The 24040-nt window shown below is 74.1% G+C and carries 23 protein-coding genes; 10 read left to right on the plus strand and 13 right to left on the minus strand.

Annotation, left to right across the window (positions count from 1 at the left end; translation table 11 throughout):
• Positions 1-2: 2 nt before the first annotated feature.
• Entirely contained in the window at positions 3-554 is a 552-nt protein-coding gene (locus QMQ26_RS21825; protein WP_014137851.1) for a peroxiredoxin, read from the minus strand.
• Positions 555-719: 165 nt separating this feature from the next.
• On the opposite strand from QMQ26_RS21825, the gene QMQ26_RS21830 reads away from it, so the two are divergent.
• From QMQ26_RS21830 to QMQ26_RS21840, 3 genes are all read left to right on the plus strand, one after another.
• Entirely contained in the window at positions 720-1721 is a 1002-nt protein-coding gene (locus QMQ26_RS21830) for a LysR substrate-binding domain-containing protein (RefSeq protein ID WP_282202423.1), read from the plus strand.
• An 89-nt stretch (positions 1722-1810) separates the two neighbouring features.
• Complete coding sequence (locus QMQ26_RS21835) at positions 1811-2707, plus strand: AAA family ATPase (protein WP_404813933.1); 897 nt, start codon at positions 1811-1813, stop codon at positions 2705-2707.
• Complete coding sequence (locus QMQ26_RS21840) at positions 2704-3456, plus strand: HNH endonuclease (RefSeq protein WP_282202424.1); 753 nt, start codon at positions 2704-2706, stop codon at positions 3454-3456. Before QMQ26_RS21835 ends, QMQ26_RS21840 begins: the two co-directional genes overlap by 4 nt.
• Here QMQ26_RS21840 and QMQ26_RS21845 read toward each other — a convergent pair.
• The 3 genes from QMQ26_RS21845 to QMQ26_RS21855 all read right to left on the minus strand — a co-directional run bounded on the left by QMQ26_RS21845 (position 3453) and on the right by QMQ26_RS21855 (position 9566).
• Positions 3453-5213, minus strand: coding sequence for an ATP-binding SpoIIE family protein phosphatase (locus tag QMQ26_RS21845; protein WP_282202425.1), 1761 nt, complete (start codon positions 5211-5213; stop codon positions 3453-3455). The two genes, QMQ26_RS21840 and QMQ26_RS21845, sit on opposite strands and share 4 nt — an antisense overlap.
• A 52-nt stretch (positions 5214-5265) precedes the next feature.
• Entirely contained in the window at positions 5266-6003 is a 738-nt protein-coding gene (locus QMQ26_RS21850; protein ID WP_282202426.1) for a class I SAM-dependent methyltransferase, read from the minus strand.
• Positions 6004-6584: 581 nt separating this feature from the next.
• Complete coding sequence (locus QMQ26_RS21855) at positions 6585-9566, minus strand: AfsR/SARP family transcriptional regulator (protein WP_282202427.1); 2982 nt, start codon at positions 9564-9566, stop codon at positions 6585-6587.
• Positions 9567-9777: 211 nt separating this feature from the next.
• Here QMQ26_RS21855 and QMQ26_RS21860 point away from each other — a divergent pair, with 211 nt between their 5' ends.
• Complete coding sequence (locus QMQ26_RS21860; protein ID WP_100836544.1) at positions 9778-9987, plus strand: hypothetical protein; 210 nt, start codon at positions 9778-9780, stop codon at positions 9985-9987.
• A gap of 75 nt (positions 9988-10062) precedes the next feature.
• Here the strand turns inward: QMQ26_RS21860 and QMQ26_RS21865 are convergent, their stop codons facing one another.
• A complete protein-coding gene (locus QMQ26_RS21865) occupies positions 10063-11724 on the minus strand; it encodes a fumarate hydratase (RefSeq protein WP_282202428.1) in 1662 nt (553 codons plus the stop codon).
• Between the two features lie 161 nt (positions 11725-11885).
• Here QMQ26_RS21865 and QMQ26_RS21870 point away from each other — a divergent pair, with 161 nt between their 5' ends.
• Together QMQ26_RS21870 and QMQ26_RS21875 are read left to right on the plus strand one after the other, a co-directional pair.
• Positions 11886-12626, plus strand: coding sequence for a DUF1707 SHOCT-like domain-containing protein (locus tag QMQ26_RS21870; RefSeq protein ID WP_100836542.1), 741 nt, complete (start codon positions 11886-11888; stop codon positions 12624-12626).
• A gap of 243 nt (positions 12627-12869) precedes the next feature.
• Positions 12870-13220 (plus strand): WhiB family transcriptional regulator, encoded by a 351-nt coding sequence (locus tag QMQ26_RS21875; protein WP_100836541.1) that lies wholly within the window; start codon positions 12870-12872, stop codon positions 13218-13220.
• A 109-nt stretch (positions 13221-13329) separates the two neighbouring features.
• On the opposite strand, the gene glpX is transcribed toward QMQ26_RS21875, so the two are convergent.
• The gene (gene glpX, locus QMQ26_RS21880; RefSeq protein WP_100836540.1) at positions 13330-14370 is read right to left on the minus strand and encodes a class II fructose-bisphosphatase; all 1041 of its coding nucleotides are present in this window, start codon (positions 14368-14370) and stop codon (positions 13330-13332) included.
• 237 nt (positions 14371-14607) lie between these two features.
• On the opposite strand from glpX, the gene QMQ26_RS21885 reads away from it, so the two are divergent.
• Positions 14608-15135 carry a DUF4245 domain-containing protein gene (locus QMQ26_RS21885; RefSeq protein ID WP_282202429.1) on the plus strand — a complete coding sequence of 176 codons (528 nt, stop codon included), beginning with the start codon at positions 14608-14610 and terminating at the stop codon, positions 15133-15135.
• Between the two features lie 120 nt (positions 15136-15255).
• Here the strand turns inward: QMQ26_RS21885 and QMQ26_RS21890 are convergent, their stop codons facing one another.
• From QMQ26_RS21890 to QMQ26_RS21915, 6 genes are all read right to left on the minus strand, one after another.
• Positions 15256-15849 carry a malonic semialdehyde reductase gene (locus QMQ26_RS21890; RefSeq protein ID WP_100836538.1) on the minus strand — a complete coding sequence of 198 codons (594 nt, stop codon included), beginning with the start codon at positions 15847-15849 and terminating at the stop codon, positions 15256-15258.
• Between the two features lie 147 nt (positions 15850-15996).
• Positions 15997-16236 carry an exodeoxyribonuclease VII small subunit gene (locus tag QMQ26_RS21895; RefSeq protein WP_282202430.1) on the minus strand — a complete coding sequence of 80 codons (240 nt, stop codon included), beginning with the start codon at positions 16234-16236 and terminating at the stop codon, positions 15997-15999.
• Between the two features lie 132 nt (positions 16237-16368).
• Positions 16369-16749: an RNA polymerase sigma factor gene (locus QMQ26_RS21900; RefSeq protein ID WP_282202431.1), complete on the minus strand. Its 381-nt coding sequence runs from the start codon at positions 16747-16749 to the stop codon at positions 16369-16371.
• Entirely contained in the window at positions 16728-17087 is a 360-nt protein-coding gene (locus QMQ26_RS21905; RefSeq protein ID WP_282202432.1) for an RNA polymerase sigma factor, read from the minus strand. Before QMQ26_RS21905 ends, QMQ26_RS21900 begins: the two co-directional genes overlap by 22 nt.
• Before the next feature lie 167 nt (positions 17088-17254).
• Complete coding sequence (gene xseA / locus QMQ26_RS21910) at positions 17255-18541, minus strand: exodeoxyribonuclease VII large subunit (RefSeq protein WP_282202433.1); 1287 nt, start codon at positions 18539-18541, stop codon at positions 17255-17257.
• Between the two features lie 30 nt (positions 18542-18571).
• Positions 18572-19936: an APC family permease gene (locus tag QMQ26_RS21915; RefSeq protein ID WP_282202434.1), complete on the minus strand. Its 1365-nt coding sequence runs from the start codon at positions 19934-19936 to the stop codon at positions 18572-18574.
• Positions 19937-20010: 74 nt separating this feature from the next.
• Between QMQ26_RS21915 and QMQ26_RS21920 the strand changes: the two genes are divergently transcribed.
• On the plus strand, positions 20011-20985 hold the full coding sequence (locus QMQ26_RS21920; RefSeq protein WP_100836532.1) for a 4-hydroxy-3-methylbut-2-enyl diphosphate reductase: 975 nt from the start codon (positions 20011-20013) through the stop codon (positions 20983-20985).
• Positions 20986-21138: 153 nt separating this feature from the next.
• Positions 21139-21912 carry a polyphosphate--glucose phosphotransferase gene (gene ppgK, locus QMQ26_RS21925; protein WP_100836531.1) on the plus strand — a complete coding sequence of 258 codons (774 nt, stop codon included), beginning with the start codon at positions 21139-21141 and terminating at the stop codon, positions 21910-21912.
• Between the two features lie 27 nt (positions 21913-21939).
• On the opposite strand, the gene QMQ26_RS21930 is transcribed toward ppgK, so the two are convergent.
• A complete protein-coding gene (locus QMQ26_RS21930) occupies positions 21940-22374 on the minus strand; it encodes a DUF6542 domain-containing protein (RefSeq protein ID WP_282202435.1) in 435 nt (144 codons plus the stop codon).
• A gap of 325 nt (positions 22375-22699) precedes the next feature.
• On the opposite strand from QMQ26_RS21930, the gene ychF reads away from it, so the two are divergent.
• The gene (gene ychF, locus QMQ26_RS21935) at positions 22700-23773 is read left to right on the plus strand and encodes a redox-regulated ATPase YchF (protein WP_282202436.1); all 1074 of its coding nucleotides are present in this window, start codon (positions 22700-22702) and stop codon (positions 23771-23773) included.
• The last annotated feature ends 267 nt before the right edge of the window (positions 23774-24040 follow it).

Raw genomic sequence — 24040 nt, forward strand, 5'->3', positions numbered from 1 at the left:
GGTCAGCCGGCCAGCAGGGACTGGGCGTCGAGGGTGTCCTCGCCCTTGGTCCAGTTGCACGGGCACAGCTCGTCGGTCTGCAGGGCGTCGAGGACCCGCAGCACCTCCTTGGGGTTGCGGCCGACGGAGCCCGCGGTCACCATCACGAACTGGATCTCGTTGTTCGGGTCGACGATGAACACCGCGCGCTGGGCGGTGCCGTCCGCGCCCTCGACGCCGCAGGCGCGCATCAGGTCGTGCTTGACGTCGGCCAGCATCGGGAAGGGCAGGTCGCGCAGGTCCTTGTGGTCCTTGCGCCAGGCGTGGTGCACGTACTCGGAGTCGCCGGAGACGCCGAGGATCTGGGCGTCGCGGTCGGCGAACTCCTCGTTCAGCTTGCCGAACGCGGCGATCTCGGTCGGGCAGACGAAGGTGAAGTCCATCGGCCAGAAGAAGACGACCCGCCACTTGCCCTCGTAGGACTTGTGGTTGATCTCGGCGAAGGCGCTCGCAGCGTCGAGGTCCACGCAGGCGTTGAGTTCGTACTCGGGGAACTTGTCGCCGATCGTCAGCACGTCGCTTCTCCAAAACTTGGGACGAGGGATGTCCGGATTGCGGACGGTACCCAGCCTCGCACAGAGAAACTGATCAGTGAAATCGGTTCTGACGCGCGCCGCGATAGGCAAGTCCGATCAGTGCGGCAGACTGGAGGGGAGTACCGGACCGGCAGGAAGCACCCCGTGAAGCCCCACCCCCCGCACACCCCCCGCACCCCCACCGTCTCCCAGCTGCGCGCCTTCGCCGCGGTCGCCGAGCACCGGCACTTCCGGGAGGCCGCGTCCGCGATCGGCACCAGCCAGTCGGCGCTGTCCGGGGCGGTCGCCGCCCTGGAGGAGTCGCTCGGCGCGCAGCTCGTCGAACGGACCACCCGCCGGGTCGTGATCACCCCGCTCGGGGAGCGGATCGCCGAGCACTCCCGGCGGGTGCTCGGCGCGCTGCACGCGCTCACCGAGGAGGCCGAGGCCGCCCGCCGCCCGTTCACCGGGCCGCTGCACCTCGGGGTGATCCCCACCGTCGCGCCCTACCTGCTGCCCGCCGTGCTGCGGCTGGTCCGCGACGCCTACCCCGACCTCGAACTGCACGTCCACGAGGAGCGCACCCCCTCGCTGCTGGGCGGCCTGGCCGACGGGCGGCTCGACCTGCTGCTGCTCGCGCTGCCCGCCGGCGGGAGCCTGCCGGTGGCCGAGATCCCGCTGTTCGACGAGGACTTCGTGCTGATCGTGCCGCCCGAGCACGAACTCGCCGGGCGGATCGACGTCCCCCGCGACGCCCTGCTCGACCTGGACGTGCTGCTGCTGGAGGAGGGGCACTGCCTGCGCGACCAGGCGCTCGACATCTGCCGCGAGGTCGGCGCCGAACCGGCCGGCGGCAGCACCCGGGCCGCCGGGCTCTCCACCCTGGTCCAACTGGTCGCCGGCGGACTCGGCGTCACCCTGCTGCCCGCCACCGCCCTCGACGTCGAGACCGGACGCACCGACCGCCTCGCCGCCGTCCGCTTCGCCCACCCCGCGCCCGGCCGCCGGATCGGCCTCGCCCACCGGCCCGGCTCCGCCCGCACCACCGAGTACGGCCGCTTCGCGGCGGCCCTGCGCGAAGCACTCCGCGGCCTCCCGCTCCGGCTGGCCGCCCCGCCCGGCAACCCCGCCCGAACGGGTGAGGGCGAGGCGCGGTACGGCGGTTGACGCCCCGGCGGGTGGGCGGGCCGGGGCGTGGGCATACATCGCCCCGAGGGGGTGGTCCGGTGTACGTGTCGCGGATCAGGGTGTCCGGGGTGAAGTGCTTCACCGGTGCGCGCGAGGTCGACCTCGCGGTCCCGCCGGAACCGGGGTGGACGGTGTTCGCCGGGCCGAACGGCAGCGGCAAGAGCACGCTGCTGCTGGTGCTCGCGATGGCGCTCGGCGCGCTGCCCTCCGGCCCCGCCGCGCGCTGGGGCGCCGGGGGCTGGGCCCAGGCGGACCCGGCCCCGCGCTGGCGGGTCGGCGATCCGCCGGGCACCCCGCGCGCCCGCTACCCGCTGCGCGCCGAGGGCCGCCGCGTCCCGCTGGACGCCGACCTGGCGGGCCGGGTGCTGCCCGACGGCTGGCGGGTCAGCGACCCGGAGCGGCAGTACGTCGCCCGCGGCGGCCTGGAGCTCCCGCTGGACGAACTCGGCAGCGGAACAGCCGAGTTGGCCCGCCTGGTCAGCCAGCTCGCGACCGCCCCCGACCGGGGCCCGGTCCTGCTGGACGACATCGACCGGCACCTGCACCCCGCCTGGCAGCAGCGGATCGGCCCCTGGCTCACCGAGCACTTCCCGCACACCCAGTTCCTGGTCGCCACCCACAGCCCGTACGTCTGCCAGGCCGCCGACCCCGGCGCCCTGATCCGGCTGCCCGGCCCCGACGAGGACCGCGCCCCCTACCGGCTGGACGAGGAACTGCGCCAACGGGTGCTCTACGGCAGCGGCGAGGACACCGCGCTCTCCGAACTGTTCGCGCTGCCCAGCGCCTACTCGCCCGCCGCCGAGGCCGAACGCCGGCTGCTGGTGCGCCTGGAGCGCAAGATGTACGCCGGACAGGCCACCGCCGCGGAACTCGCCGAGTACCGCGAACTGGGCGCCCGGCTGAACAGCTCGCTGACCGCCCGGGTCGACGAGGTCACCGCCCGGCTGCTCGGCCGGGACGGGTGATCCCGCTCCAGCGGCCGCCGCTGCAACCCCGGCTGGCCGCCGAACTCGAACGCGCCACCGCCCAGGTGCGCGCCGCCGGCCCCGACACCGCCTCCGGACGCGCCGCCTGGCGCCGCGCCGTCCGGCCCAAGGCCCAACTGCGGCTGCTGCTGCGGCAGATGGCCCCCGGCCTGGAACGCTGCATGTACTGCGGCGACAACCTGGGCACCGACATCGACCACTTCGAACCGATCGCCCACGCCCCGCTGCGCACCTTCGACTGGCAGAACCACCTGCTGGCCTGCGCGCACTGCAACAGCAACCGCAAGCGCGACCGCTTCCCGCGCGACCCCGCCACCGGCGACGGCCTGCTGATCGACCCCTGCCGCGAGGACCCGGCCGACCACCTGCGGCTCTACCTCGACTCCGGCGCCTACGACCCGCTGACCGCCCGCGGCGAGGCCACCATCGAGGTGTTCGGCCTCAACGAGCGGCCCGAACTCGTCCGCGGCCGGCGGATGATGTTCGCCGTGGTCAAGGCACTGCTGCTGACCTGGCGGGCCGCCCCGCCCGCCGAAGCCGCCGAGTACGCCGCCGCCCTGCGCGAGATCCACCACGCCGACGTGCTGCGCACCGTCCTCGGCCTGCGCCGCAGCCCCCCGCTGGCCCTCGCCGTGCTCGGCCCGGACGTGCTCGACGCGCTCGAACGGCTGGTGCGGGAGGCCGGGGAGGAACGGGGGGCCGGGGAGGAGCGGGCAGCCGACGCCTAGGGTCGGTCCAGCCGCTGCTCGAACCAGACCACCTTGCCCGCCCCCAGCCGGGTCGCCCCCCAGCGGTCCGCGCACCGGGCGACTATCTGCAGGCCCCGGCCGCGCTCCTCCTCCGGACCGGCCCGGCGGGTGCGGGGCAGCGCCGGGGAGTCGTCGCCCACCTCGCAGCGCAGCACCGAGGTGCGCACCAGGCGCAGCGTCACCGGCCGGGTGGCGTGCTGGATCGCGTTGGTGACCAGCTCGCTGACCATCAGCTCGCAGCTCTCCGCGAGGTGGTCCAGCCCCCACTGGCGCAGCGCGTGCCCGGCCAGCCGGCGGGCCCGGCCCGGCGTCTCGTGCCGGGGCTGTAGGTGCCAGTGCGCCACGTCCTCGGCCGGGATGCCGTCGAACGCGGCCGCCAGCAGCGCGATGTCGTCGGCCCGGTCGCCCGGCGGCAGGATGCGCAGCGCCTCCTGGCACAGCTGCTCCGGGGTGAACCGGTGCCCGCCCGCCAGCCGGGCCCGCAGCAGCTCCAGGCCGGTGCCCAGCGGGCGGCGCCGGGTCTCCACCAGGCCGTCGGTGAACAGCAGCAGCGCCGAACCGGGCGGCGCGGGCAGCTCCACCGAGGCGAAGTCCACCCCGCCGACGCCGATCGGCGCGCCCGAGGGCAGCTCCAGCAGCTCGCTGGTGCCGTCCGGACCGATCAGCACCGGCGGCACGTGCCCGGCGTTGGCGATCCGCACCCGGCCCGCGATCGGGTCGTACACCGCGTACACGCAGGTCGCCAGGTGCTGCTCGCGGCCCAGCCGCTGGGCCTGCTCGTCGAGGTGGTACAGCACCTCGTGCGGCGGCAGGTCGAGGCCCGCCAGGGTCTGCGCGGAAGTGCGCAGCTGGCCCATCACGGCGGCCGAGGTCAGCGAGTGGCCCATCACGTCGCCGGTGATCAGGGCGACCCGGTTGCCGGGCAGCGGGATCGAGTCGTACCAGTCGCCGCCGACCTGCGCGCCGCGCTCGCCCGGCAGGTAGCGGTGCGCCAGCCGGACGCCGTGCGGCTGCGGCAGGTGGGCGGGCAGCATCGAGCGCTGGAGCTCGTCGGCGATCTCCCACTCGCGGGTGTAGCGCAGCGCGGTGTCCACCGCGAGGCCGCCGTGGGTGGCCAGGTGGGCGGCGGTCGCCGCGTCGGCCGGGTCGAAGCCCGCCGGGGAGCCGTCCGGCCGCGGGCGGCGGACCAGCAGCAGCATGCCCAGCGCGGCCTGCCGCCCGTGCAGCGGCAGCGCCAGCAGCGCCGTCCCGGCCGGCAGCCGGCCCAGCGCCCGGGCGCCCAGCAGTTCGGCGGCCGGACCGCCCCAGCGGCGGTCGTCCAGCACGGTCGGCCCGCTCGCGGCGCGGCGGGCCAGCACCCGTTCCAGTTCGCCGCCGGGCAGCACCGGGCGCACCCCCGCGCTGCGGCCCAGCCTGGTCCCGCGGGTGTGCCGCACCCGCAGCGCCCGGGGCGGGCCCGGGTCGCGCTCGACGTCCGGCAGCGGGTCGCGGACCAGCACCACCAGGGCGTCCGCGACCGCCGGGACGAGCACCCGGCCCAGGTTGCGCAGCGTCGCCGTCAGGTCGAGCGAGCTGTTGATCAGCCGGGCCGCCCGGTCCAGCGCCGCCAGCCGCTCCGCCAGCCGCCCGGGCACGCCGGAGGCCGCCTCGCCGGACCGGCCCGCGCCGGGCGGCGGGTGCCGCTGGACGGGAACGGCGGGCTGCTGCCCCGCCAGGGACTCCAGGTGGTCGCGCACGGGCTGCCCGATCTGTGCAGATGTGGTCTCGGGGACGGAAGCCGACGCCTCGTCAGCCGGTGCGCCGACAGCGCAGGTACAGCTGGGTCTCCGGCGGCTGCGCGGACCCGGCGGGCGCGTACGACCGGCTGTCCACCGCCCGCACCGCGAAGCCGCTGCGCTCCAGCAGCCCGGCCAGCTCCTCGCGCAGGTAGCCGCTGACCCGGATCTCCTGCTCCAGGAACGGCAGCGGCGCGTCGTCCAGGTCCGCCTCGACCATGCCCAGCGCCAGCAGGCCGCCGGGGCGCAGCAGGGCGCGGAGCCGGCCGAGCGTCTCGGCGATCTCGGCCCGGGGCAGCATCAGCAGCGAGAAGAACGCGGTCGCGGCGTCCAGCGAGCCGTTCCCGTCCGGGCCCAGCTCCTTGACGCCCCAGCGGGACGCGGCGCCGTCCAGGCCCAGGTCCAGGACGTCCATCCGGTGGAACTCCGCCGCCGGGACGGCCGCCCGGGCCCGCGCCAGCATGCCCTCGGACAGGTCGACGCCCGTCACCCGCAGCCCGCCGTCGGCCAGTTGGCGGGCGGTCGGCTCGCCGGCCCCGCAGCCCACGTCCAGCACCCGGGCCCCGGGCGGGAGTTCGGCCAGCAGCCAGTCGCCGCACGCGAGCTGCCCGGCCCTGGCCGGAAACACCTCCTGGTAGCGGGCCCCGACCGCGTCGAACACGGCGGCCCGGCGGGCCCGTTCCTCCCGGCGCGCACCCGCCGCGGACGCCGGGCCGGCGTCGTCGGCGGCAGCGGTCTGTTCGTCCGTCACGATGATCTGGGCACCTCTCCCGCGCGCGTCCTGCCCTGCCCGTCGTGGCCCGCACTCCACTCCCGACCCTGGCCTTCGAGAATAAACGCGATCACCGGACCGTGGAGTCCGTTTCCGGCCAACTCGTGCGCCGTTGGGCGCTTATCGCCCGCCAGGGGAAGCACACCGGGGCCCGCGACGGAGCGCGCCACCGCGCCGCGCGCCGCATGGCGCACCGGCGGCAGGGCGGTGACCTGCGCCGACGCCGGATCGACGGCCCGGCCGCAGGCGTTTATCGAACGTCAATCGCGACCTGTCAGAGTCTTCTCAGCGCCGGGGAAGCGTCAAAGCGTTCCCGCAGCCGGGGGCTGCGGGGACGCTGACGCTCCGGGGGGACGGGCTTCCGCCAGGGGGGAACACCAGGGGGGAACGGGAGCCCAGGCCCTGTCCGGCCGATCTTGCCGGGCGCGCGACGCCGGATCATCCCGGCTGGAAGCACCGGCGAAACACCCGAGTACACCCAGTACGAGGGCGTTCCGCCGGCACTCCCAGCCGGGCGCCCGACGCCGCGCGCTGATCCGACAAGATCGACCGGACCGGGCCTAGGGCGCGGTGGGGGGAACAGGGGGAGGGGGAGGCTCGGTGTGCCGAGACGTGATGAGGTCCTGCACGGGCTGGGCCTCGGGCACACCGAGCCGCGTGAACACCGTGAGCGCCTCCTGGAGGCACGCCAGCCCACGTGAGGGCTGCCCCAGCTCCAGGAGCGCCTCGCCCAGCGCCGCGTTCGCCATGCCCTGGCAGTACGCGGCCTCGATCTCCTGGGCGATCGACAGCGACTCCTCGGCCGCCTCCGCCGCCGCCGGGAACCGGCCGTCCGCCAGCAGGCAGGCCGCCAGCCGGGCCAGCGAGTAGCCCTCCCAGATCGGGTGCTGCTGCTGCCGGTACAGCTGGTGCGCCTCCCGCAGGTGCACCGCCGCCTCACCCGGCGAACCGGTCGAGCGCAGCACCACGCCCAACTGGTAGAGCGTGTCCGCCAGGCACGGCACGTTCCCGGACGCCCGGGCCGCCGCCACCGCGGCGCGCGCGGCGTCCACCGCCTCGGCGTGCCGGTCCAGGCCGACGTGGGCGCGGGCCATGTTGGCGAGCAGCCGGGCCTCGCCGATCGGGGAGTCCAACTGGTGGACCACCTCCAGCGCCTGCTGGTAGAGGGACAGGGCCTCGGCGGGCCGACCGGCCAGGATCAGCGTGATGGCCAGGCCGTTGGCGGTGGACAGCCGGAGCGTGGTGGCCCGGTCGGAGGGTTGCAGCGCCAGGCTGCGGGCCAGTGACTCCTCCGACTCGGAGAGTTCGGAGGCGGTCCGGTGGATCTGGCCGAGCGCGTGGTGCACGCAGGCCAGGGTCTCCGGGTCCCGCAGCACCACCGGACTCGCCGCGGCCGCCCGGAGCATGGCGAGGACCCGCGGGGCGAGCGTGGGGTCCTCGCTCACGAACGTCAGGGTCTGCAGGATGTCCACGGCGGGTTGCAGCAGACCGAGGGGGGCATCGGCGGCGGCCTCGACGGCACCCAGCAGCACGCCGATCTCGGACCGGAGCCAGTCGCGGGCCGCGTTGCCGTCGGCGAACGACTGACCGGTCGAGTCGGCTCGGTGCAGCGGCTCGATGGCCAGGTCGTCCGGTTCGATCACCTGCTGGACGTTGCGCACGGTGGCGTGCAGCAGGTCCAGCAGCCGCAGCAGCGCCTCCTGCTGCTGGTCGACGTCCCCCAGCTTCGCGTTCTGCCGCTGCGCGTACAGGCGCAGCAGGTCGTGGTACCGGTACCGGCCGGGGGTGAAGCACTCCAGCATGTTGGCCTCGACCAGGGACTCCGCCAGGTCCTCGGCCTCCTGCTCGGAGGTGCCGAGCAGTGCGGTGACGGCGGGCAGCGGCAGGTCGGGGGAGTCGACCAGGGCGAGCAGCCGGAACGCCCGGGCCTCCTCGGTACGGAGCTGGGCGTAACCGAGCCCCAGGGTGGTCTCCACGGCGAGGTTGCCGAGCTGGAGCTCCTGGAGCCGGTTGCGCTGGTCCGCTAACCGCCGGGCCAGGTCGGAGACGCTCCAGCGCGGACGGCTGGCCAGCCGGGCGGCGGCGATCCGGACCGCCAGCGGCAGGAAGCCGCAGGAGGTCACCACCTGGAGCGCAGCCTCGGGTTCGGCGCCGACCCGCTCGGCCCCGACGATCGCCGAGAACAGCGCCAGCGCCTCGTCCGGGGTCAGCTCCTCGATGTCCACCAGGTGCGCGCCGGGCAGTTCGGCCAGCCGGGAGCGGCTGGTCACCATCACCGCGTTGCCGGAGACGCCGGGGATCAGCGGCCGCAGCTGCCCGGCGTCGCGGGCGTTGTCGAGCAGGATCAGCATCCGCTTGTCGGCCAGCAGCGAGCGGTACAGCGCGGCGCGCTGGTCCAGCGAGTCGGGGGCGTCGGACGCGCCGAGCGCGTGCAGGAAGTCGCCGAGCACCACGGCCGGGTCGGCCGGGGAGGCGCCCGCGCCGCGCAGGTCCACGTACAGCTGCCCGTCCGGGAAGTCCGGCCGCAGCGAGTGCGCCACGTGCACCGCGAGGGTGGTCTTGCCGACGCCGCCGATGCCGGCCAGAGAGGTCACCACGACGGCTTGGCCGGAACCCGCCCTCAGCACGTCCCGCAGCTCGCCGACCAGCTTGTTGCGGCCGCTGAAGTCCGAGACGTCGGCCGGGAGTTGGGCGGGCGGAACGAAGGCGGGCGGTTCCTCGGCGGCCTTCGGCGGGGCGGCCGAGGTGGCCAGCAGCTCCGGGTCGCCGGCCAGGATCCGGGCGTGCACCGCGGAGAGTCCGCCGCCCGGTTCCACGCCCAGCTCGTCGATCAGCAGCTTCCGGGTGTCCGCGTACACACCCAGCGACTCGGCCTGCCGGCCGCTGCGGTACAGCGCCAGCATCAGCAGTTCGCGCAGCCGCTCGCGCAGCGGGTACGCGGCGGACAGTGCGTTCAACTCGGCCACCACGTCGGCGTGCAGGCCGATCTCCAGGGCCAGTGCGCAGCGCTCCTCGGCCACCGCGAGCTGCCGTTCCGCCAGCCGGTTGCGCTGGGTCTCGGCGTACGGGCCCGGCACGCCGGGCAGCGGGCGGCCGCGCCACAGGTCGAGCGCGGCGACCAGGGTGTCGTGGGCGGAGCGCAGGCCGCCGTCGCCCCGGGCGGCCCCGGCGTCCGCGACCCGGTGCTCGAAGTCGGTCAGGTCCAGGGCGTCGGCCGGAATCCGCAGCGCGTAGCCGTCGGTCATCGAGACCAGGACCTCGGCGGGCTTGCGGGCGGCCCGGTTCGGCTCCAGCACCGAGCGCAGCCGGGAGACGTAGGTGCGCAGCGCGGCCACCGCCTGCGGCGGGGTGCGCTCCCCCCAGATGCCGTCGACCAGGTCGTCGGTGGTCACCGGACGGCCCTCGCTGAGCAACAGGGCCACCAGCACGGCCTGTTGCTGCGGCGATCCGAGCGCCAGCGGCGCGTCACCGCGCCACGCCTGGACAGGGCCGAGCACTTGGAAACGCAACGCCTCGGCGGAGCGCGTGTCCTGATGCTCCATGTCCTCCCCTGTGGCCGATGAACCGTCTGTTCCCCACGCCGCCGCCGGTCGTGCGGGGGCGACAGCTTATGAGGAAGCGCGCAAACATCCACCAAGTGGATGCGCGGTGCAACGTTTATAAGACATTTAGCGGTTCCTACGATACTGTCCGCGCGCCCGGGCACAGTCGTCCGGGTGATCGAACCCTCTCAGCTGAAAGGCGGCCCGCCCCATGGCCGACGAGACCACCACCACCGTTCCCGAGGCCGAGCAGACCCCGGCCCCGGTCGAGCACACCGCCGACGCCGCCGACCCGAACGCGATCGAGCACGCCCTGGAGGTGCTGGCCGAAGGGCAGCCCGTCGCGCCGGCCGTGGAGCAGATCAAGACCGAGGACGGCGAGACCTTCGAGCCGCTCGGCGTCATCGGCAACTGCCCGTGACCCGTGCCCGCGTGAACGGGACGAGCCCCGGCCCTCACCGGCCGGGGCTCGTCCCGTTTCAGCGCGCGGCCGGCGTCACTGCGCCGAACGCACCCGCAGGTTGGTGATCAGCGGGCCGTCGGTGACCTCGGCGAAGAAGTCGTTCCCCTTGTCGTCCACCACGATGAACGCCGGGAAGTCCTCCACCTCGATCCGCCAGACCGCCTCCATGCCCAGCTCCGGGTACTCCAGCACCTCGACCTTCTTGATGCAGTCCTGCGCGAGCCGGGCCGCCGGGCCGCCGATCGAGCCCAGGTAGAAGCCGCCGTGCTCGGCGCACGCCTTGGTGACCTGCTTGGAGCGGTTGCCCTTGGCCAGCATCACCATCGAGCCGCCCGCCGCCTGGAACTGGTCGACGTAGGAGTCCATCCGCCCGGCCGTGGTCGGGCCGAACGAGCCGGACGCGTAGCCCTCCGGGGTCTTGGCCGGGCCCGCGTAGTAGACCGGGTGGTCCTTCAGGTACTGCGGCATGCCCTGACCGGCGTCCAGCCGCTCCTTGATCTTGGCGTGCGCGATGTCGCGGGCCACCACCAGCGTGCCGGTGAGCGAGAGCCGGGTCTTCACCGGGTACTTGGACAGCTCGGCGCGGACCTCGGCCATCGGCCGGTTCAGGTCGATCCGCACCACGTCGTCGTTCAGGTGCTCGTCGGTGGTCTCCGGCAGGTACTTCGCCGGGTCGGTCTCCAGCTGCTCCAGGAACACGCCCTCGGCGGTGATCTTGCCGAGCGCCTGGCGGTCCGCCGAGCAGGACACCGCCATCGCGACCGGCAGCGAGGCGCCGTGCCGCGGCAGCCGGATCACCCGCACGTCGTGGCAGAAGTACTTGCCGCCGAACTGCGCGCCGATGCCGATCTTCTGGGTCAGCTCGAAGACCTTCTGCTCCAGCTCCAGGTCGCGGAAGCCGTGCCCGGTCCGCGCGTCGCCGCCGGTGGGCAGGTTGTCCAGGTAGTGCGCGGAGGCGTACTTCGCGGTCTTCAGGGCGAACTCGGCGCTGGTGCCGCCGACCACGATCGCCAGGTGGTACGGCGGGCAGGCCGCGGTGCCCAGCGAACGGATCTTCTGCTCCAGGAAGTTCAGCATCGACGCCTCGTTGAGGATCGCCTTGGTCTCCTGGTACAGGTACGACTTGTTGGCCGAGCCGCCGCCCTTGGCCATGAACAGGAACTTGTAGGCGTCCCCGTCGGTGGCGTACAGCTCGATCTGGGCCGGCAGGTTGTTGCCGGTGTTCTTCTCGTCCCACATGGTCACCGGAGCCATCTGGGAGTACCGCAGGTTGAGCTTGGTGTACGCGTCGAACACGCCGCGGGCGATCGCCGCCTCGTCCTCGCCGGAGGTCAGCACGTGCTGGCCGCGCTTGCCCATCACGATCGCGGTGCCGGTGTCCTGGCACATCGGCAGGATGCCGCCCGCCGAGATGTTGACGTTCTTCAGCAGGTCCAGCGCCACGAACCGGTCGTTCGGGCTGGCCTCCGGGTCGTCCAGGATTCGGCGCAGCTGCGCCAGGTGTGCCGGGCGCAGGTAGTGCGAGATGTCGTGCATCGCCTCGGCCGTCAGCAGCCGCAGCGCCTCCGGCTCGACCTGCAGGAAGGTGCGACCGCCGGCCTCGAAGGTCGAGACCCCCTCGGAGGTGAGCTTGCGGTACGGAGTGGTGTCCGTGCCGAGCGGGAGCAGGTCGCGGTAGGCGAACTCTGGGGCCATGGGGTGATCCTTCGGTTCTTTCGGCTTCGTCGACGAGGCACCCTCCAGGTTAGGCGCACCTGTCCGCGCCCCCGGCGGTAAGGTCGGCCTGCGTGACCGGCGTCACGCGCATTGCGTCGAACCGCCGTTCGGTTCCGGGGTCGGCTCGCTAGGCTTGTGACGTGGACAACTCTCCCGTGCAGGACCCGCAGGGCCCGCTGCCCGCCCCGCTGCCGAAGAACGAGCCCGCACCGGCTCCCGACCGGACCCCCGGTACCGACCTGGCCGCCGAACTGCGCGCCTCCGACGCCGACCGCGAACGCGTCGCCGACCTGCTCCGCGACGCCTACGCCGAGGGCCGGCTCACCGTCGACGAGCACGCCGAACGCATCGAGGCCGCCTACGGCGCCCGCACCTTCGGCGAGTTGGAGCCCCTCACCCGCGACCTCCCCGGCCATCCCGGGCCGATCCGGCACAACCTCACCAAGGCCCCGCTGGACGACCGGGCTCCCGCGCCGCAGCCCGCGCTGCCCCCGGCCCGGGCCGAGGCGCCCACCATGGTCGCGGTGTTCGGCGGCGCCGCCCGCAAGGGCCGCTGGCGGGTGGGCTCCCACCTCAAGGCGGTCGCCGTCTTCGGCGGCATCGAGATCGACCTCACCGACGCGGTCTTCGAGTCCCCCGAGGTGGTCATCGAGGTGGTCTCGGTGTTCGGCGGGGTCGACATCCGGGTCCCCGAGAACGTCAGCCTGCACGGCGGCGGCGCCGGGGTGTTCGGCGGCTTCGAGGTCCGCGAGCAGACCTCCGCCGACCCGTACGCGCCCGTGGTCCGGGTCAAGGGCGCCGCGGTGTTCGGCGGAGTCGACGCCAAGCCGCGCCGCGGCAAGAAGCTCAAGGAGTGGGTGCGCCGGCAGCTCGACAGCTGACCTGCGCGGTCACCGGCGGGGCGTCAACTCGCCGGGCGGCACTCGTCGTTGTCCCGAGTGCAGGGCGTAGTCGATTGCGTGCGGTGTGCATGAATCCGGGAGCGGCGGGGTAGTTCCCCTCGCACATCGTTCCTGTACGGCTGTGACCCCGCGGGTCGGCGACGGTGCCACGGCGAGGGAGCACGGGGCAGTCGGGCAGGAGGCGACATTGTCCCCGAGCCTTGAGCCTGGTCAGGAGTCACCGTGCTGCATCCGATCGAGTCCAGCGCCACCGCCGCCGCCCGCCGCCCGGCGGCCCAGCCGGACGTGGACGACAACCCCTGGCACACCTCGGCCGCCTGCCGCAGCGACGAGGCCGGGCTGTTCTTCGCCCCCTCCAAGGAGCCGACGGCCGCCCGGCTCTCCCGCGAGGAGCAGGCCAAGCGGGTCTGCGCCCGCTGTCCGGTCCTGCTCGAATGCCGCGAGCACGCCCTCGCCCAGCCCGAGCCCTACGGCGTCTGGGGCGGCCTCACCGCCGCCGAACGCCGGGTCGTCCTCACCCGCCGCCGACGCCGGGACACGGAGATCCGCGTCCCGGCCCGGATAGCCGGCTGACGCCCGCCGCGCCGGACGCCGCGGGACCGCACCGAGGAGCACGGCACCAGGAGCACGGAACCGGGGGCGCGGGGAACCGCGCCCCCGACTCCGCGCCCGCGCGCCAGCGCTAGTTGGCGCGGTCGAAGTCGATCGCGCTGTACGCCCGCAGCTTGGCGAGCTTGTGGGTGGAGTCGATCCGGCGGATCGTCCCGCTCTTGGAGCGCATCACCAGCGACGAGGTGGTGGCGGTCTCCTGCCGGTAGTGGACGCCGCGCAGCAGCTCGCCGTCGGTGATGCCGGTCGCGACGAAGAACACGTTCTCGCCGCTGACCAGGTCGTCCGTGGTCAGGACGCGGTCCAGGTCGTGCCCGGCGTCCAGCGCCTTCTGCCGCTCGGCCGCGTCCTTCGGCCAGAGCCTGCCCTGGATGACGCCGCCCATGCACTTCATCGCGCAGGCCGCGATGATGCCCTCGGGGGTGCCGCCGATGCCCATCAGCAGGTCGATGCCGGTCTCCTCGCGGGCGGCCATGATCGCGCCGGCCACGTCGCCGTCCGAGATGAACTTGATCCGGGCGCCGGCCTCCCGGATCTCCCGGACCAGGTCGTCGTGCCGGGGCCGGTCCAGCACCACGACGGTGACGTCCTCGACGGCGGAGCCCTTGGCCTTGGCGACTCGGCGGATGTTGACCGCGGGCGGGGCGGTGATGTCGACGTAGTCGGCGGCCTCGGGGCCGCAGACCAGCTTGTCCATGTAGAACACCGCGCTGGGGTCGAACATGGTGCCGCGGTCGGCGACCGCGAGGACCGCGACCGCGTTGTTCATGCCCTTGGCGGTGAGGGTGGTGCCGTCCACCGGGTCGACGGCGACGTCGCACTCGGCGCCGGTGCCGTCGCCGACCCGCTCGCCGTTGTAGAGCATCGGGGCCTCGTCCTTCTCCCCCTCGCCGATGACGACGATGCCGTTCATCGAGACGGTGGAGACGAGGGTGCGCATGGCCTTCACGGCCGCGCCGTCGGCGCCGTTCTTGTCGCCCCGGCCGACCCAGCGGCCGGCGGCCATCGCGGCGGCCTCGGTGACCCGGACCAGTTCGAGGGCGAGGTTGCGGTCGGGGGCCTCCGGAGCGACCTCCAGAGCGGAGGGGAGGTGGTGCGGGTACTGCGTGGTCATCGTCGTTACCTCTCTGTACGCGACGGCCAGACAGCACCGGGACGCGGAGGGTCACCGGCACTGCGATGAGGGTTGCTGCGATCGTATCGGCAGGTGGAAGGGGTGTCTGTGGCGCACTCCCCGCGTACCCCTCACCGGCCTCGCCACCCCGCCCCGCCCGCCCCGTCCGCCCCTCCCGCCCGGTCCCGCCCCGCCCCGGCACGCGATGCCCGCGTAAGCGCCGCCTACCATGGGCGGGTGGCAGGCAACAGCAGCAACAGGGGCCGTCAGACGGTACGGGACATGGTCCTGTCGATGGCGGCGGTCGGCGTCGTGGTGGTGGTCGCGTACTTCTCGATCCCCAGCGCGGACGGCAAGAACGGCGTCCACGCGGTGCCGTACCAAGTCGAACTGGCCTCGGCGAAGCGGGCCGCGCCGTACCCGCTGCTCGGACCGGAGCAGCTCCCGGACGGCTGGAAGGCCACCTCGGTCAGCTACGGCCGGGACGACAAGGGCCGCGCCGCCTGGCACCTGGGCCTGAACACCGCCTCCGGCCAGTACGCGGCGGTCGAGCAGAGCGACGGCAAGTCCGCGGACGTGGTGGCGCTGAACGTGCCGGGCGCCGAGCCGGACGGCACCGCCACGGTGGCGGGCCAGGAGTGGCAGCGGGTGCAGGGCGACCGCTACCGGGCGCTGGTCCGCCCGGCCGGCGACACCGGCACCACGGTGCTCACCGGCACCGCCTCCTACGAGGAGCTCGCCCGGCTCGCCGAGACGCTCCGGTAGCGCGCGACGGCGACGCGCGGAGGCAGTCCACGACCGCAGCGCACGACGAAGGCCCCCGCCGGGGAACGGCGGGGGCCTTCGCGGTCACCGGTGCCGGCGGAGCGCCGGCGGCCGGGAGGATCAGACGGTGGTGACGACCTCGTCGTAGGCCAGGCGCGGGCTGCGCGGGAACCAGGCGTCCTCGCCCGGCTTGCCGATGTTGACCACGGCCAGCACCGAGTGCTCGCCGTCGCCGAAGAACTCCTTGTTGATGCCCTCGGCGTCGTAGCCGGTCATCGGGCCGGCGGCCAGGCCGGCGGCGCGGACGCCGATGATGAAGTAGGCGGCCTGCAGGGCGCCGTTCAGGGTGGCGGAGGACTCGCGGACCGCGCGCTCGGAGAAGAACATGTCCTTCGCCTGCGGGAAGTGCGGCAGCTGGGTCGGGAGCTCCTCGTGGAACTCGTTGTCGGCGGCCAGGATGGCGACCAGCGGCGCGCCGGAGGTCTTGGCCTTGTTGCCGTCGGCCATGTGCTGGACGAGGCGGGCGCGGCCCTCCTCGGAGCGGACCAGGACGATGCGCAGCGGCTGCTGGTTGAAGGCGGTCGGGCCGAACTTCACCAGGTCGTAGATCGCCTGGACCTGCTCGTCGCTGACCGGCTCGTCCGAGAAGGTGTTGGCGGTGCGGGCCTCGCGGAAGAGCAGGTCCTGAGCGGCGGCGTCGAGTGCCAGGGTCATGTCTGTGTCCTACCTCAGATGGAGACGGGGTCCGGTCGGCGGCTGGGGTGCCGCACGCTGAGGTGCAACTTCGATGAAACTTAAACCATTCCCGCACGGGGTGGTGACGTACCTCACAGCCCCGCCGCCGCCCCGGGCGGCCGGCCGTCACTCCTCGGCGGGCTCCCCGGCGGCCAGCGCCGCGTCCAACCGGGCCCGGGCGCCGTCCAGCCAGCGCTGGCAGACCTTAGCCAACTCCTCGCCGCGCTCCCACAGCGCCAGCGACTCCTCCAGCGTCGTCCCGCCGGTCTCCAGCCGCCGGACCACCTCCAGCAGCTCGTCCCGCGCCTGCTCGTACCCGAGCGCCTGCTCCGGACCCGCTTCCCGCTGACCGCGCTGATCTGCCATGCCGCCCAGGGTAGGCGCTGCTCCCGACAAACCCGGCGCACCCCGGCCCGCGTCCGCCCCGGCCTGTTCCGCTCCGCTCTGTTCCGCTCTGCCGGACCTGAGCACCCCGCGCCCGGGCCCGCACCGGGGCCCCTACCGCGGCCGCGGCTTCCGCGAGCACTCCACCGCGCCCTCCCGGCGGCGCCCGCCGACCGCCTGACCCGCCGTCCGGACCGCCGACCCCGCCGTGTCCGCAGTCCCCGCCCCCGCCGTCCGGCGGCGCGGCCCCACCCCGTGCCGGGCCGGGGGCGGCGCGCCCTCGGCCAGCGATCGGCGCAGGTTCAGCCGGGCCCGGTAGGTCAGCGTCTTGACGGCGCCGACCCGCAGCCCGATCCGGTCCGCGATCTCCAGCGAGCTCAGCCCGTCCCAGTAGCGCAGCCGGAGCACCGCCCGCTGACGCTCGTTCAGCACCGCCAGCGCCGCGCCCACCCGCTCCGCCTCCACCGCCGCGATCACCGCCTCCTCGACCCGCACCCCGAATCCCGGTCCGCGACCGCCGCCACCGTCGACTCGCGCCGGGTGGAACGCCGTTTCTCGTGGTCCAGCAGCACGTGGCGGGCGATGGTGAACATCCACGCGCCGATATCCGTGCCCGTCCAGTGGAAACCGCGAATTCCCGCCATCGCCCGGACGAAAGTGTCCTGGGCCAGGTCCTCGGCCAGCGGGCGGTTCCCGGTCCGGCGCAGCAGGAACCCCAGCACCGCGCCGTGGTGGCACCGGTAGATGACCGCCCAGGCCTCGCGGTTCCCGGACTTCGCGGCCTCGATCAGCGCGGGCGTCACCGCCGGTCGGCCCGCCGGGGGGACGTCCATGCCAAACCTCCGGAAAACGCCGGAAAAGGGAAGGGCCGTCACACTAGGACCCGTCCCGACCCGGTGCAAGCAGTTCCCGGGAAAGCGCCGGCAATTCCCGCCGATTTCCGCGCGGAGGGGGGCTCGCGGGCAATTCCGCGAGCCGGTTCCGGACGGTCGACGGACCGTCAGCCCGCCGCCCCGGCGGTCTCCTCCCCGGCTTCCCCGTCCGGCCCGGCCCCGGCCTCCTCGGCCCCGGCCTCCTCAGCCCCGGCCACCCGCACCTCGAACGCGCCGCCCGCCACCCGGGCCCGCAGCGCCTCGCCGGTCGCGGCCTGCCCGGGATCGGTCAGCACCGTGCCGTCCGCCCGCTGCAGCACCGCGTACCCGCGCTCCAGGGTGGCCAGCGGCGACAGCGCCACCACCCGGGCCAGGGCGTGCCCCAGGTCGGTCTGGGCATGGTCCAGCCGGTGCCCCAGCACCCGCCGGGCCCGCTCCACCAGCGCGTCCACCTCCGCCCCGCGGGCCGCCACCGCCTCGGCCGGCGCCGCCAGCACCGGGCGGCTGCGCACCGCGGCCAGCCCCGCGGACTCCCGCTCCACCCGGTTCAGCACGTGCCGCCGCGCCCGGTCCCGCAACTGCCGCACCTTCGCCAGCTCCTCGCCCACGTCCGGCACCACCCGCTTCGCCGCGTCGGTCGGCGTGGAGGCCCGGAAGTCCGCGACGAAGTCCAGCAGCGGCCGGTCCGGCTCGTGCCCGATCGCGCTCACCACCGGCGTCCGGGCCGCCGCCACCGTCCGCACCAGCTCCTCGTCGGAGAACGGCAGCAGGTCCTCCACGCTGCCGCCGCCGCGGGCCACCACGATCACCTCGACCTCCGGCAGCGCGTCCAACTCCCGCACCGCCGCGCACACCTGGCCCACCGCCTGCGGCCCCTGCACCAGCACGTTGCGCACCTCGAAGCGCACCGCCGGCCAGCGCCGCCGGGCGTTCTCCAGCACGTCCCGCTCGGCCGCCGAACCCCGGCCGGTGACCAGGCCCACGCAGCCCGGCAGGAACGGCAGCGGCCGCTTCCGGGCGTCCTCGAACAGGCCCTCGGCGAACAGTCGCCGCTTCAACTGCTCCAGCCGGGCCAGCAGTTCACCCAGGCCGACCAGCCGCAGCTCGGAGGCCCGGAGCGAGAGCGTGCCGCGCGCCGTGTACCACTCCGGCTTCGCCCGGACGATCACCCGGGCGCCCTCCTGCACGGCGTCCGCGACCTGCTCGAACACCTGCCGGAAGCAGGTCACCGTCAGGGAGACGTCCCGGTCCGGGTCGCGCAGGGTCAGGAACACCATGCCCGCCCCCGGCCGCCGGTTCAGCTGCGCGATCTGTCCCTCCACCCAGACCTCGCCCAGCCGGTCGACCCATCCGCCGATCAACGCCGAGACCTTGCCCACCGGCAGGGGCGCTTCAGGACTGCTCGTGTTGGCCATCCCCCGAGGCTAGCCCCCGGGCGGGACACCTCAGGGGCGCGTCCCGCTCCCGCGCGCCCGGTTCCGCCCGCGCTGGGCGACCAGCACCACCAGCCCCACCGCCAGCCACACCGCCCCCACCACCTGCGCGGTGTGCGCGGCCTCCACCAGCACCGCCACCAGCACCGCGACCCCCAGCACCGGCACCACCCCGTGCCGCAGCCAGTCCCGCGAGCCCCCGCGCACCACGTACCAGCCCACCACCGAGGCGTGCAGCAGCACGAACGCGGTCAGCGCGCCGACGTTCACCACCGAGGTCAGCTGGTCCAGCCCGTCGTCCCGGCGGGCCGCCCAGACCGCCGCCACCAGCGTGATCACGGCCGCGGTCAGCAGCGCCCGCCGGGGCACCGCCGTCCGCTCGTCCACCACGCCCAGCAGGCGCGGCAGCCGCCCCTCCCGCCCCATCGCGAACACCAGCCGCCCGGCCGCCGCCTGCCCGGCCAGCGCCGCGAACGCCGCCCCGATCGCCTTGGACACCGCGATCAGCACGTGCAGCCAGTGCCCGACCGCGGACTCCACGGTGTCGTAGAACGCCGAGCCCTGCGCCTCCGGGTCGGCCGCCAGCTGCTGCGGCGCCGTCGGCTCCAGCAGCGCCGCCAGGTAGGTCTGCGTCACGAACAGCAGCCCGGCCAGCGCCAGGCACCACAGCACCGCCCGGGCCACCGCCGCCGACGCGCCGACCGCCTCCTCGACGAACGAGGCGATCGCGTCGAAGCCCAGGTAGGAGAGCACCGCCACCGACACCGCCGACAGCACCGCCGTCAACGAGAACCCGCCGACTCCCCCGAACGGGGACCCCCAGTCGCGCGCCGCCCCGTCCCGGGCCAGCACCACCACCGCCGCGACCACGAAGACCGCCAGCACCACGACCTCCATCGCCAGCACCGCGAACCCGACCACCGCCGCCGTCCGCACCCCGGTCAGGTTGAGCGCCGTGGTGACCAGCACCGCCAGCACCGTCCACACCCAGCGCGAGACGTCCGGCACCAGCGAGTTGAGCGCGATCCCGGAGAACAGGTACGCCACCGCCGGGATCAGCAGGTAGTCGAGCATCGCCATCCACCCGGCGACGAACCCCGGCCCCTCGCCCAACCCGGCCCGGGCGTACGCGAACACCGAGCCGGCCCGCGGCACCGCCCGCACCATCTCGGCGTACGACAGCGCGGTGAACCCCATCGCCACCGTCGCCACCAGGTACACCGCCGCCACCGCGCCGTGGCTCTTCGCGTCCAGCACGCCGAACACGCCGACCGGCGCCATCGGGGCGATGAACAGCAGCCCGTACACCATCAGATCCCGCACCCCGAGGGTGCGCCGCAGCCCAGCCGTGCTCGCCTGTGTGCTCACCCTGGCCATTCCACCCGGCCGCACCCGTCCGGCGGCGGCGGCGCGCGTCCGCCCCCCGCGGGACTCGCCCGTACGATGGAGCCATGTCCACCAGTGCTCAGCGCCGTGTCCTGCTCGCCGCCCCCCGTGGCTACTGCGCGGGTGTCGACCGCGCCGTGATCGCCGTGGAGAAGGCCCTGGAGCAGTACGGGGCGCCCATCTACGTCCGCAAGCAGATCGTCCACAACAAGTACGTCGTGCAGACCCTGGAGAAGCAGGGCGCGATCTTCGTCGACGAGACGGAGGAGGTGCCCGAGGGCTCGATCGTGGTCTTCTCGGCCCACGGCGTGGCCCCGTCCGTGCACGACGAGGCCGAGACCGGCCGGCTCGCCACCATCGACGCGACCTGCCCGCTGGTCACCAAGGTGCACAAGGAGGCCCGCCGCTTCGCCGACGAGGACTACGACATCCTGCTGATCGGCCACGAGGGGCACGAGGAGGTCGTCGGCACCATGGGCGAGGCCCCCGAGCGCATCCACCTGGTGGACGGCGCCGAGGACGTCGCCAACGTGCAGGTCCGCGACGAGTCCAAGCTGGTCTGGCTCTCCCAGACCACCCTCTCCGTGGACGAGACCATGGAGACCGTCGGCGCCCTCAAGCAGCGCTTCCCGCTGCTGGTCTCCCCGCCCAGCGACGACATCTGCTACGCCACCCAGAACCGCCAGGTCGCGGTCAAGCAGCTCGCCCCCGAGGCCGACCTGCTGATCGTGGTCGGCTCCAGGAACTCCTCCAACTCGGTCCGGCTGGTCGAGGTCGGCCTGGAGTACGGCGCCAGGGCCGCCCACCTGGTCGACTTCGCCGAGGAGATCGACCCGGCCTGGCTGGAGGGCGTCACCACGGTCGGCCTGACCAGCGGCGCCTCGGTGCCGGAGATCCTGGTCGACGGCGTGCTCCGGCTCCTCGCCGAGCACGGCTTCGAGGACGTCCAGGTGGTCAAGACCGCCGAGGAGCACCTCACCTTCTCGCTCCCCAAGGAGCTCCGCCGCGACCTGCGCGCCGAGGCCGCCGGCAAGCTCTGACCCCCCGTCACCCCGACCGCGGTCCGGCCCCCTCCCCGGAGGGCGCCGGACCGCGCGCGTCGCAAGGGCTGCGCCCGTTCCGCTCCGCCCGTACGTTTGGTACGAGGACCGGCGGGCAGCGGATGCTCACGGCTAGTACGGGAGGCGACGGCAGTGACGACGTTCTTCGGCGTGGACATCGGCGGCTCGGGCATCAAGGGCGCACCGGTCGACCTGGACAAGGGCGTGCTCGCCCAGGAGCGGCACAAGGTGCTCACCCCGCACCCGTCCGGCCCGGACGAGGTGATCGGCGCGGTCTGCGAGGTGGTCCGGCACTTCGACCACCGGGGGCCGGTCGGCCTGACCTTCCCCGGCGTGGTCGTCGACGGGCGCACCATGACCGCGGCCAACGTCGACAAGGGCTGGATCGGCCTGGACGCCGCCCACCGGTTCAGCGAGGCGCTCGGCCTGCCCGCCACCGTCGTCAACGACGCCGACGCGGCCGGGATCGCCGAGGTCACCCACGGCGCCGGGCGCGGCCGCAAGGGCGTCGTCCTGCTGCTCACCTTCGGCACCGGCATCGGCAGCGCCCTGTTCTCCGACGGCGTGCTCGTCCCCAACACCGAACTCGGCCACCTCGAACTGCGCGGCAAGGACGCCGAACGGCGCGCCTCCTCCGCGGCCAAGGAGCGCCACGACCTCAGCTGGTCCGAGTGGGCCGGGCGGGTCGACGAGTACCTCGACCTGGTCGAGATGCTGTTCTCCCCACAGCTGGTCGTCATCGGCGGCGGCGTCAGCCGCAAGCACGAGAAGTTCCTGCCGCTGCTCAAGGACCGCCGCGCCGAGGTCGTCCCGGCCGAACTGCGCAACGACGCGGGCATCGTCGGCGCGGCCATGGCGGCGAGCCTGCGGCCCACCGTGCCCGCGCCCGAACCCCCGGTCGGCTGACCGGGCCGGTCGGGCGGCCCGGCGGGCTCAGCGGACCCGGTGCCGCCGGCGCTGGGCCACGTGACGCGCGGTGACGATCGCGGCGGCCAGGGCGGTGCCGGCGAACAGCCAGCCCGCCCGCAGCGCCAGCCCGCCGGCCAGCGCCACCACCTCGCCGGTCACGCCCTGGGCGGGGCCCGGCTGCAACAGCACCAGCGCCGCCGCGAAGGCGATCGGCCCGCAGATCGGCGCCGCCGGCAGGTCCGAGTACCGCACCCGCACGGCCAGCTGGAAGCACACCGCCAGATAGCCGAGCCCGAACAGCACCCCGAGCCCGCCGAACAGCAGCCGGTCCACCCCCGCCGACACCAGCGTCCCGGCCACCGCCGCGACCCCGGTGCCCACCGCGGTCAGCCGGGCCGGCCGCCCGCTCCCGCCGCGCCGCCGCCGGGCCGCCAGCAGCCGCTGCGCCGCGCGCTGCACGACCGGCGGACCGGTCCGGGCGCCGGAGGCCGACCGCAGCCGCGAGTCGGGGGGCCCGCTCTGCCCCGGAACGGCGGCCTCGGCGGCGCCCCGACCGGGCGGTCGCCTTCTCGGCCCTGGCGGCTGGGTACGGGTGCTCTGCTCCACCCGACCAACGTACGGTCCGATCATCGACACCTTGTGTAATGGCTCCCCGGCAATTGTCCGTGTCCGGCCGGAGCGCGCCCCACCGCGCTGCCGGAGGCCCCGCGCGCGCCCCGTAGACTGGGGGATCGGCCCGTACGGGCCACCACGACGCCCTCCAAGCCACGGGACACCACTCTCCATGTCGCTCACGATCGGAATCGTCGGCCTGCCGAACGTCGGCAAGTCGACCCTGTTCAACGCCCTGACCAAGAACGACGTGCTGGCGGCCAACTACCCGTTCGCCACCATCGAGCCGAACGTCGGCGTCGTCGGTGTCCCCGACCCGCGCCTGGAGAAGCTCGCCGAGATCTTCGGTTCGCAGCGCGTCCTCCCCGCCACCGTCGACTTCGTCGACATCGCGGGCATCGTCCGCGGTGCCAGCGAGGGCGAGGGCCTGGGCAACAAGTTCCTCGCCAACATCCGCGAGGCCAACGCGATCTGCCAGGTGGTCCGGGCCTTCACCGACCCCGACGTGGTCCACGTCGACGGCAAGGTCTCGCCCAAGGACGACATCGAGACCATCCACACCGAGCTGATCCTCGCCGACCTCCAGACCATCGAGAAGGCGCTGCCCCGGCTCCAGAAGGAAGCCCGCCTCAAGAAGGACACCGCCCCCGTCCTCGCCGCCGCCGAGGCCGCCCAGGCCGTCCTGGAGACCGGCAAGACCCTCTTCGAGGCCGGCTTCGACACCACCGCCGTCCGCGACCTGCACCTGATGACCTCGAAGCCCTTCCTCTACGTCTTCAACGTCGACGAGGACGCCCTCTCCGACGAGGACTTCAAGAACGCCCAGCGCGCCCTGGTCGCCCCCGCCGAGGCCATCTTCCTCAACGCCAAGATCGAGTCCGAGCTGATCGAGCTGGACGACGCCGAGGGCCTCGAACTCCTCCAGTCCATGGGCCAGGACGAGCCCGGCCTCGCCACCCTCGCCCGGGTCGGCTTCGACACCCTCGGCCTGCAGACCTACCTCACCGCCGGCCCCAAGGAGACCCGCGCCTGGACCATCAAGCAGGGCGCCACCGCCCCCGAGGCCGCCGGTGTCATCCACACCGACTTCCAGAAGGGCTTCATCAAGGCCGAGGTCACCTCCTTCGACGACCTCGTCGCCGCCGGCTCCCTCCCCGAGGCCCGCGCCAAGGGCAAGGCCCGCATCGAGGGCAAGGACTACGTCATGCAGGACGGCGACGTGGTGGAGTTCCGCTTCAACGTCTGACCGCACCCGCGGCCGCAGCGGCTCCCCGGACACCGGTCCGGGGAGCCGCTCGTCGTGTCGGCTCCCGTAACGATGAGGGTGTCGGTCCGCGCGGGGACCCTGCGGTCCCGGGCTGCGACCGCAGGCGGTCCTCCCGGGCGCGGGAGGTGAAGGTGCTCCTCAGTCCGTCGCTGCCGGTTCGGCGCGGTGCCGCCCGCGGCCTCCGGCTCCTCGACGGAGGCCGGCGGGCGGCGCGCGTCGGCAGGGCTGTGCCACAGGTGGGCGGTC

It is taken from the genome of Kitasatospora fiedleri, from assembly GCF_948472415.1.
GTDB lineage: Bacteria > Actinomycetota > Actinomycetes > Streptomycetales > Streptomycetaceae > Kitasatospora > Kitasatospora fiedleri.

What these genes read in the sequence shown, in the direction of transcription:
- QMQ26_RS21855 (WP_282202427.1), bottom strand. Translation starts at nt 9,566, where the DNA reads ATGGAGCATCAGGACACGCGCTCCGCCGAGGCGTTGCGTTTCCAAGTG.
- QMQ26_RS21860 (WP_100836544.1), top strand. Translation starts at nt 9,778, where the DNA reads ATGGCCGACGAGACCACCACCACCGTTCCCGAGGCCGAGCAGACCCCG.
- QMQ26_RS21865 (WP_282202428.1), bottom strand. Translation starts at nt 11,724, where the DNA reads ATGGCCCCAGAGTTCGCCTACCGCGACCTGCTCCCGCTCGGCACGGAC.
- glpX (WP_100836540.1), bottom strand. Translation starts at nt 14,370, where the DNA reads ATGACCACGCAGTACCCGCACCACCTCCCCTCCGCTCTGGAGGTCGCT.
- QMQ26_RS21890 (WP_100836538.1), bottom strand. Translation starts at nt 15,849, where the DNA reads ATGACCCTGGCACTCGACGCCGCCGCTCAGGACCTGCTCTTCCGCGAG.
- QMQ26_RS21895 (WP_282202430.1), bottom strand. Translation starts at nt 16,236, where the DNA reads ATGGCAGATCAGCGCGGTCAGCGGGAAGCGGGTCCGGAGCAGGCGCTC.
- QMQ26_RS21905 (WP_282202432.1), bottom strand. Translation starts at nt 17,087, where the DNA reads ATGGACGTCCCCCCGGCGGGCCGACCGGCGGTGACGCCCGCGCTGATC.
- xseA (WP_282202433.1), bottom strand. Translation starts at nt 18,541, where the DNA reads ATGGCCAACACGAGCAGTCCTGAAGCGCCCCTGCCGGTGGGCAAGGTC.
- QMQ26_RS21915 (WP_282202434.1), bottom strand. Translation starts at nt 19,936, where the DNA reads ATGGCCAGGGTGAGCACACAGGCGAGCACGGCTGGGCTGCGGCGCACC.
- QMQ26_RS21920 (WP_100836532.1), top strand. Translation starts at nt 20,011, where the DNA reads ATGTCCACCAGTGCTCAGCGCCGTGTCCTGCTCGCCGCCCCCCGTGGC.
- ychF (WP_282202436.1), top strand. Translation starts at nt 22,700, where the DNA reads ATGTCGCTCACGATCGGAATCGTCGGCCTGCCGAACGTCGGCAAGTCG.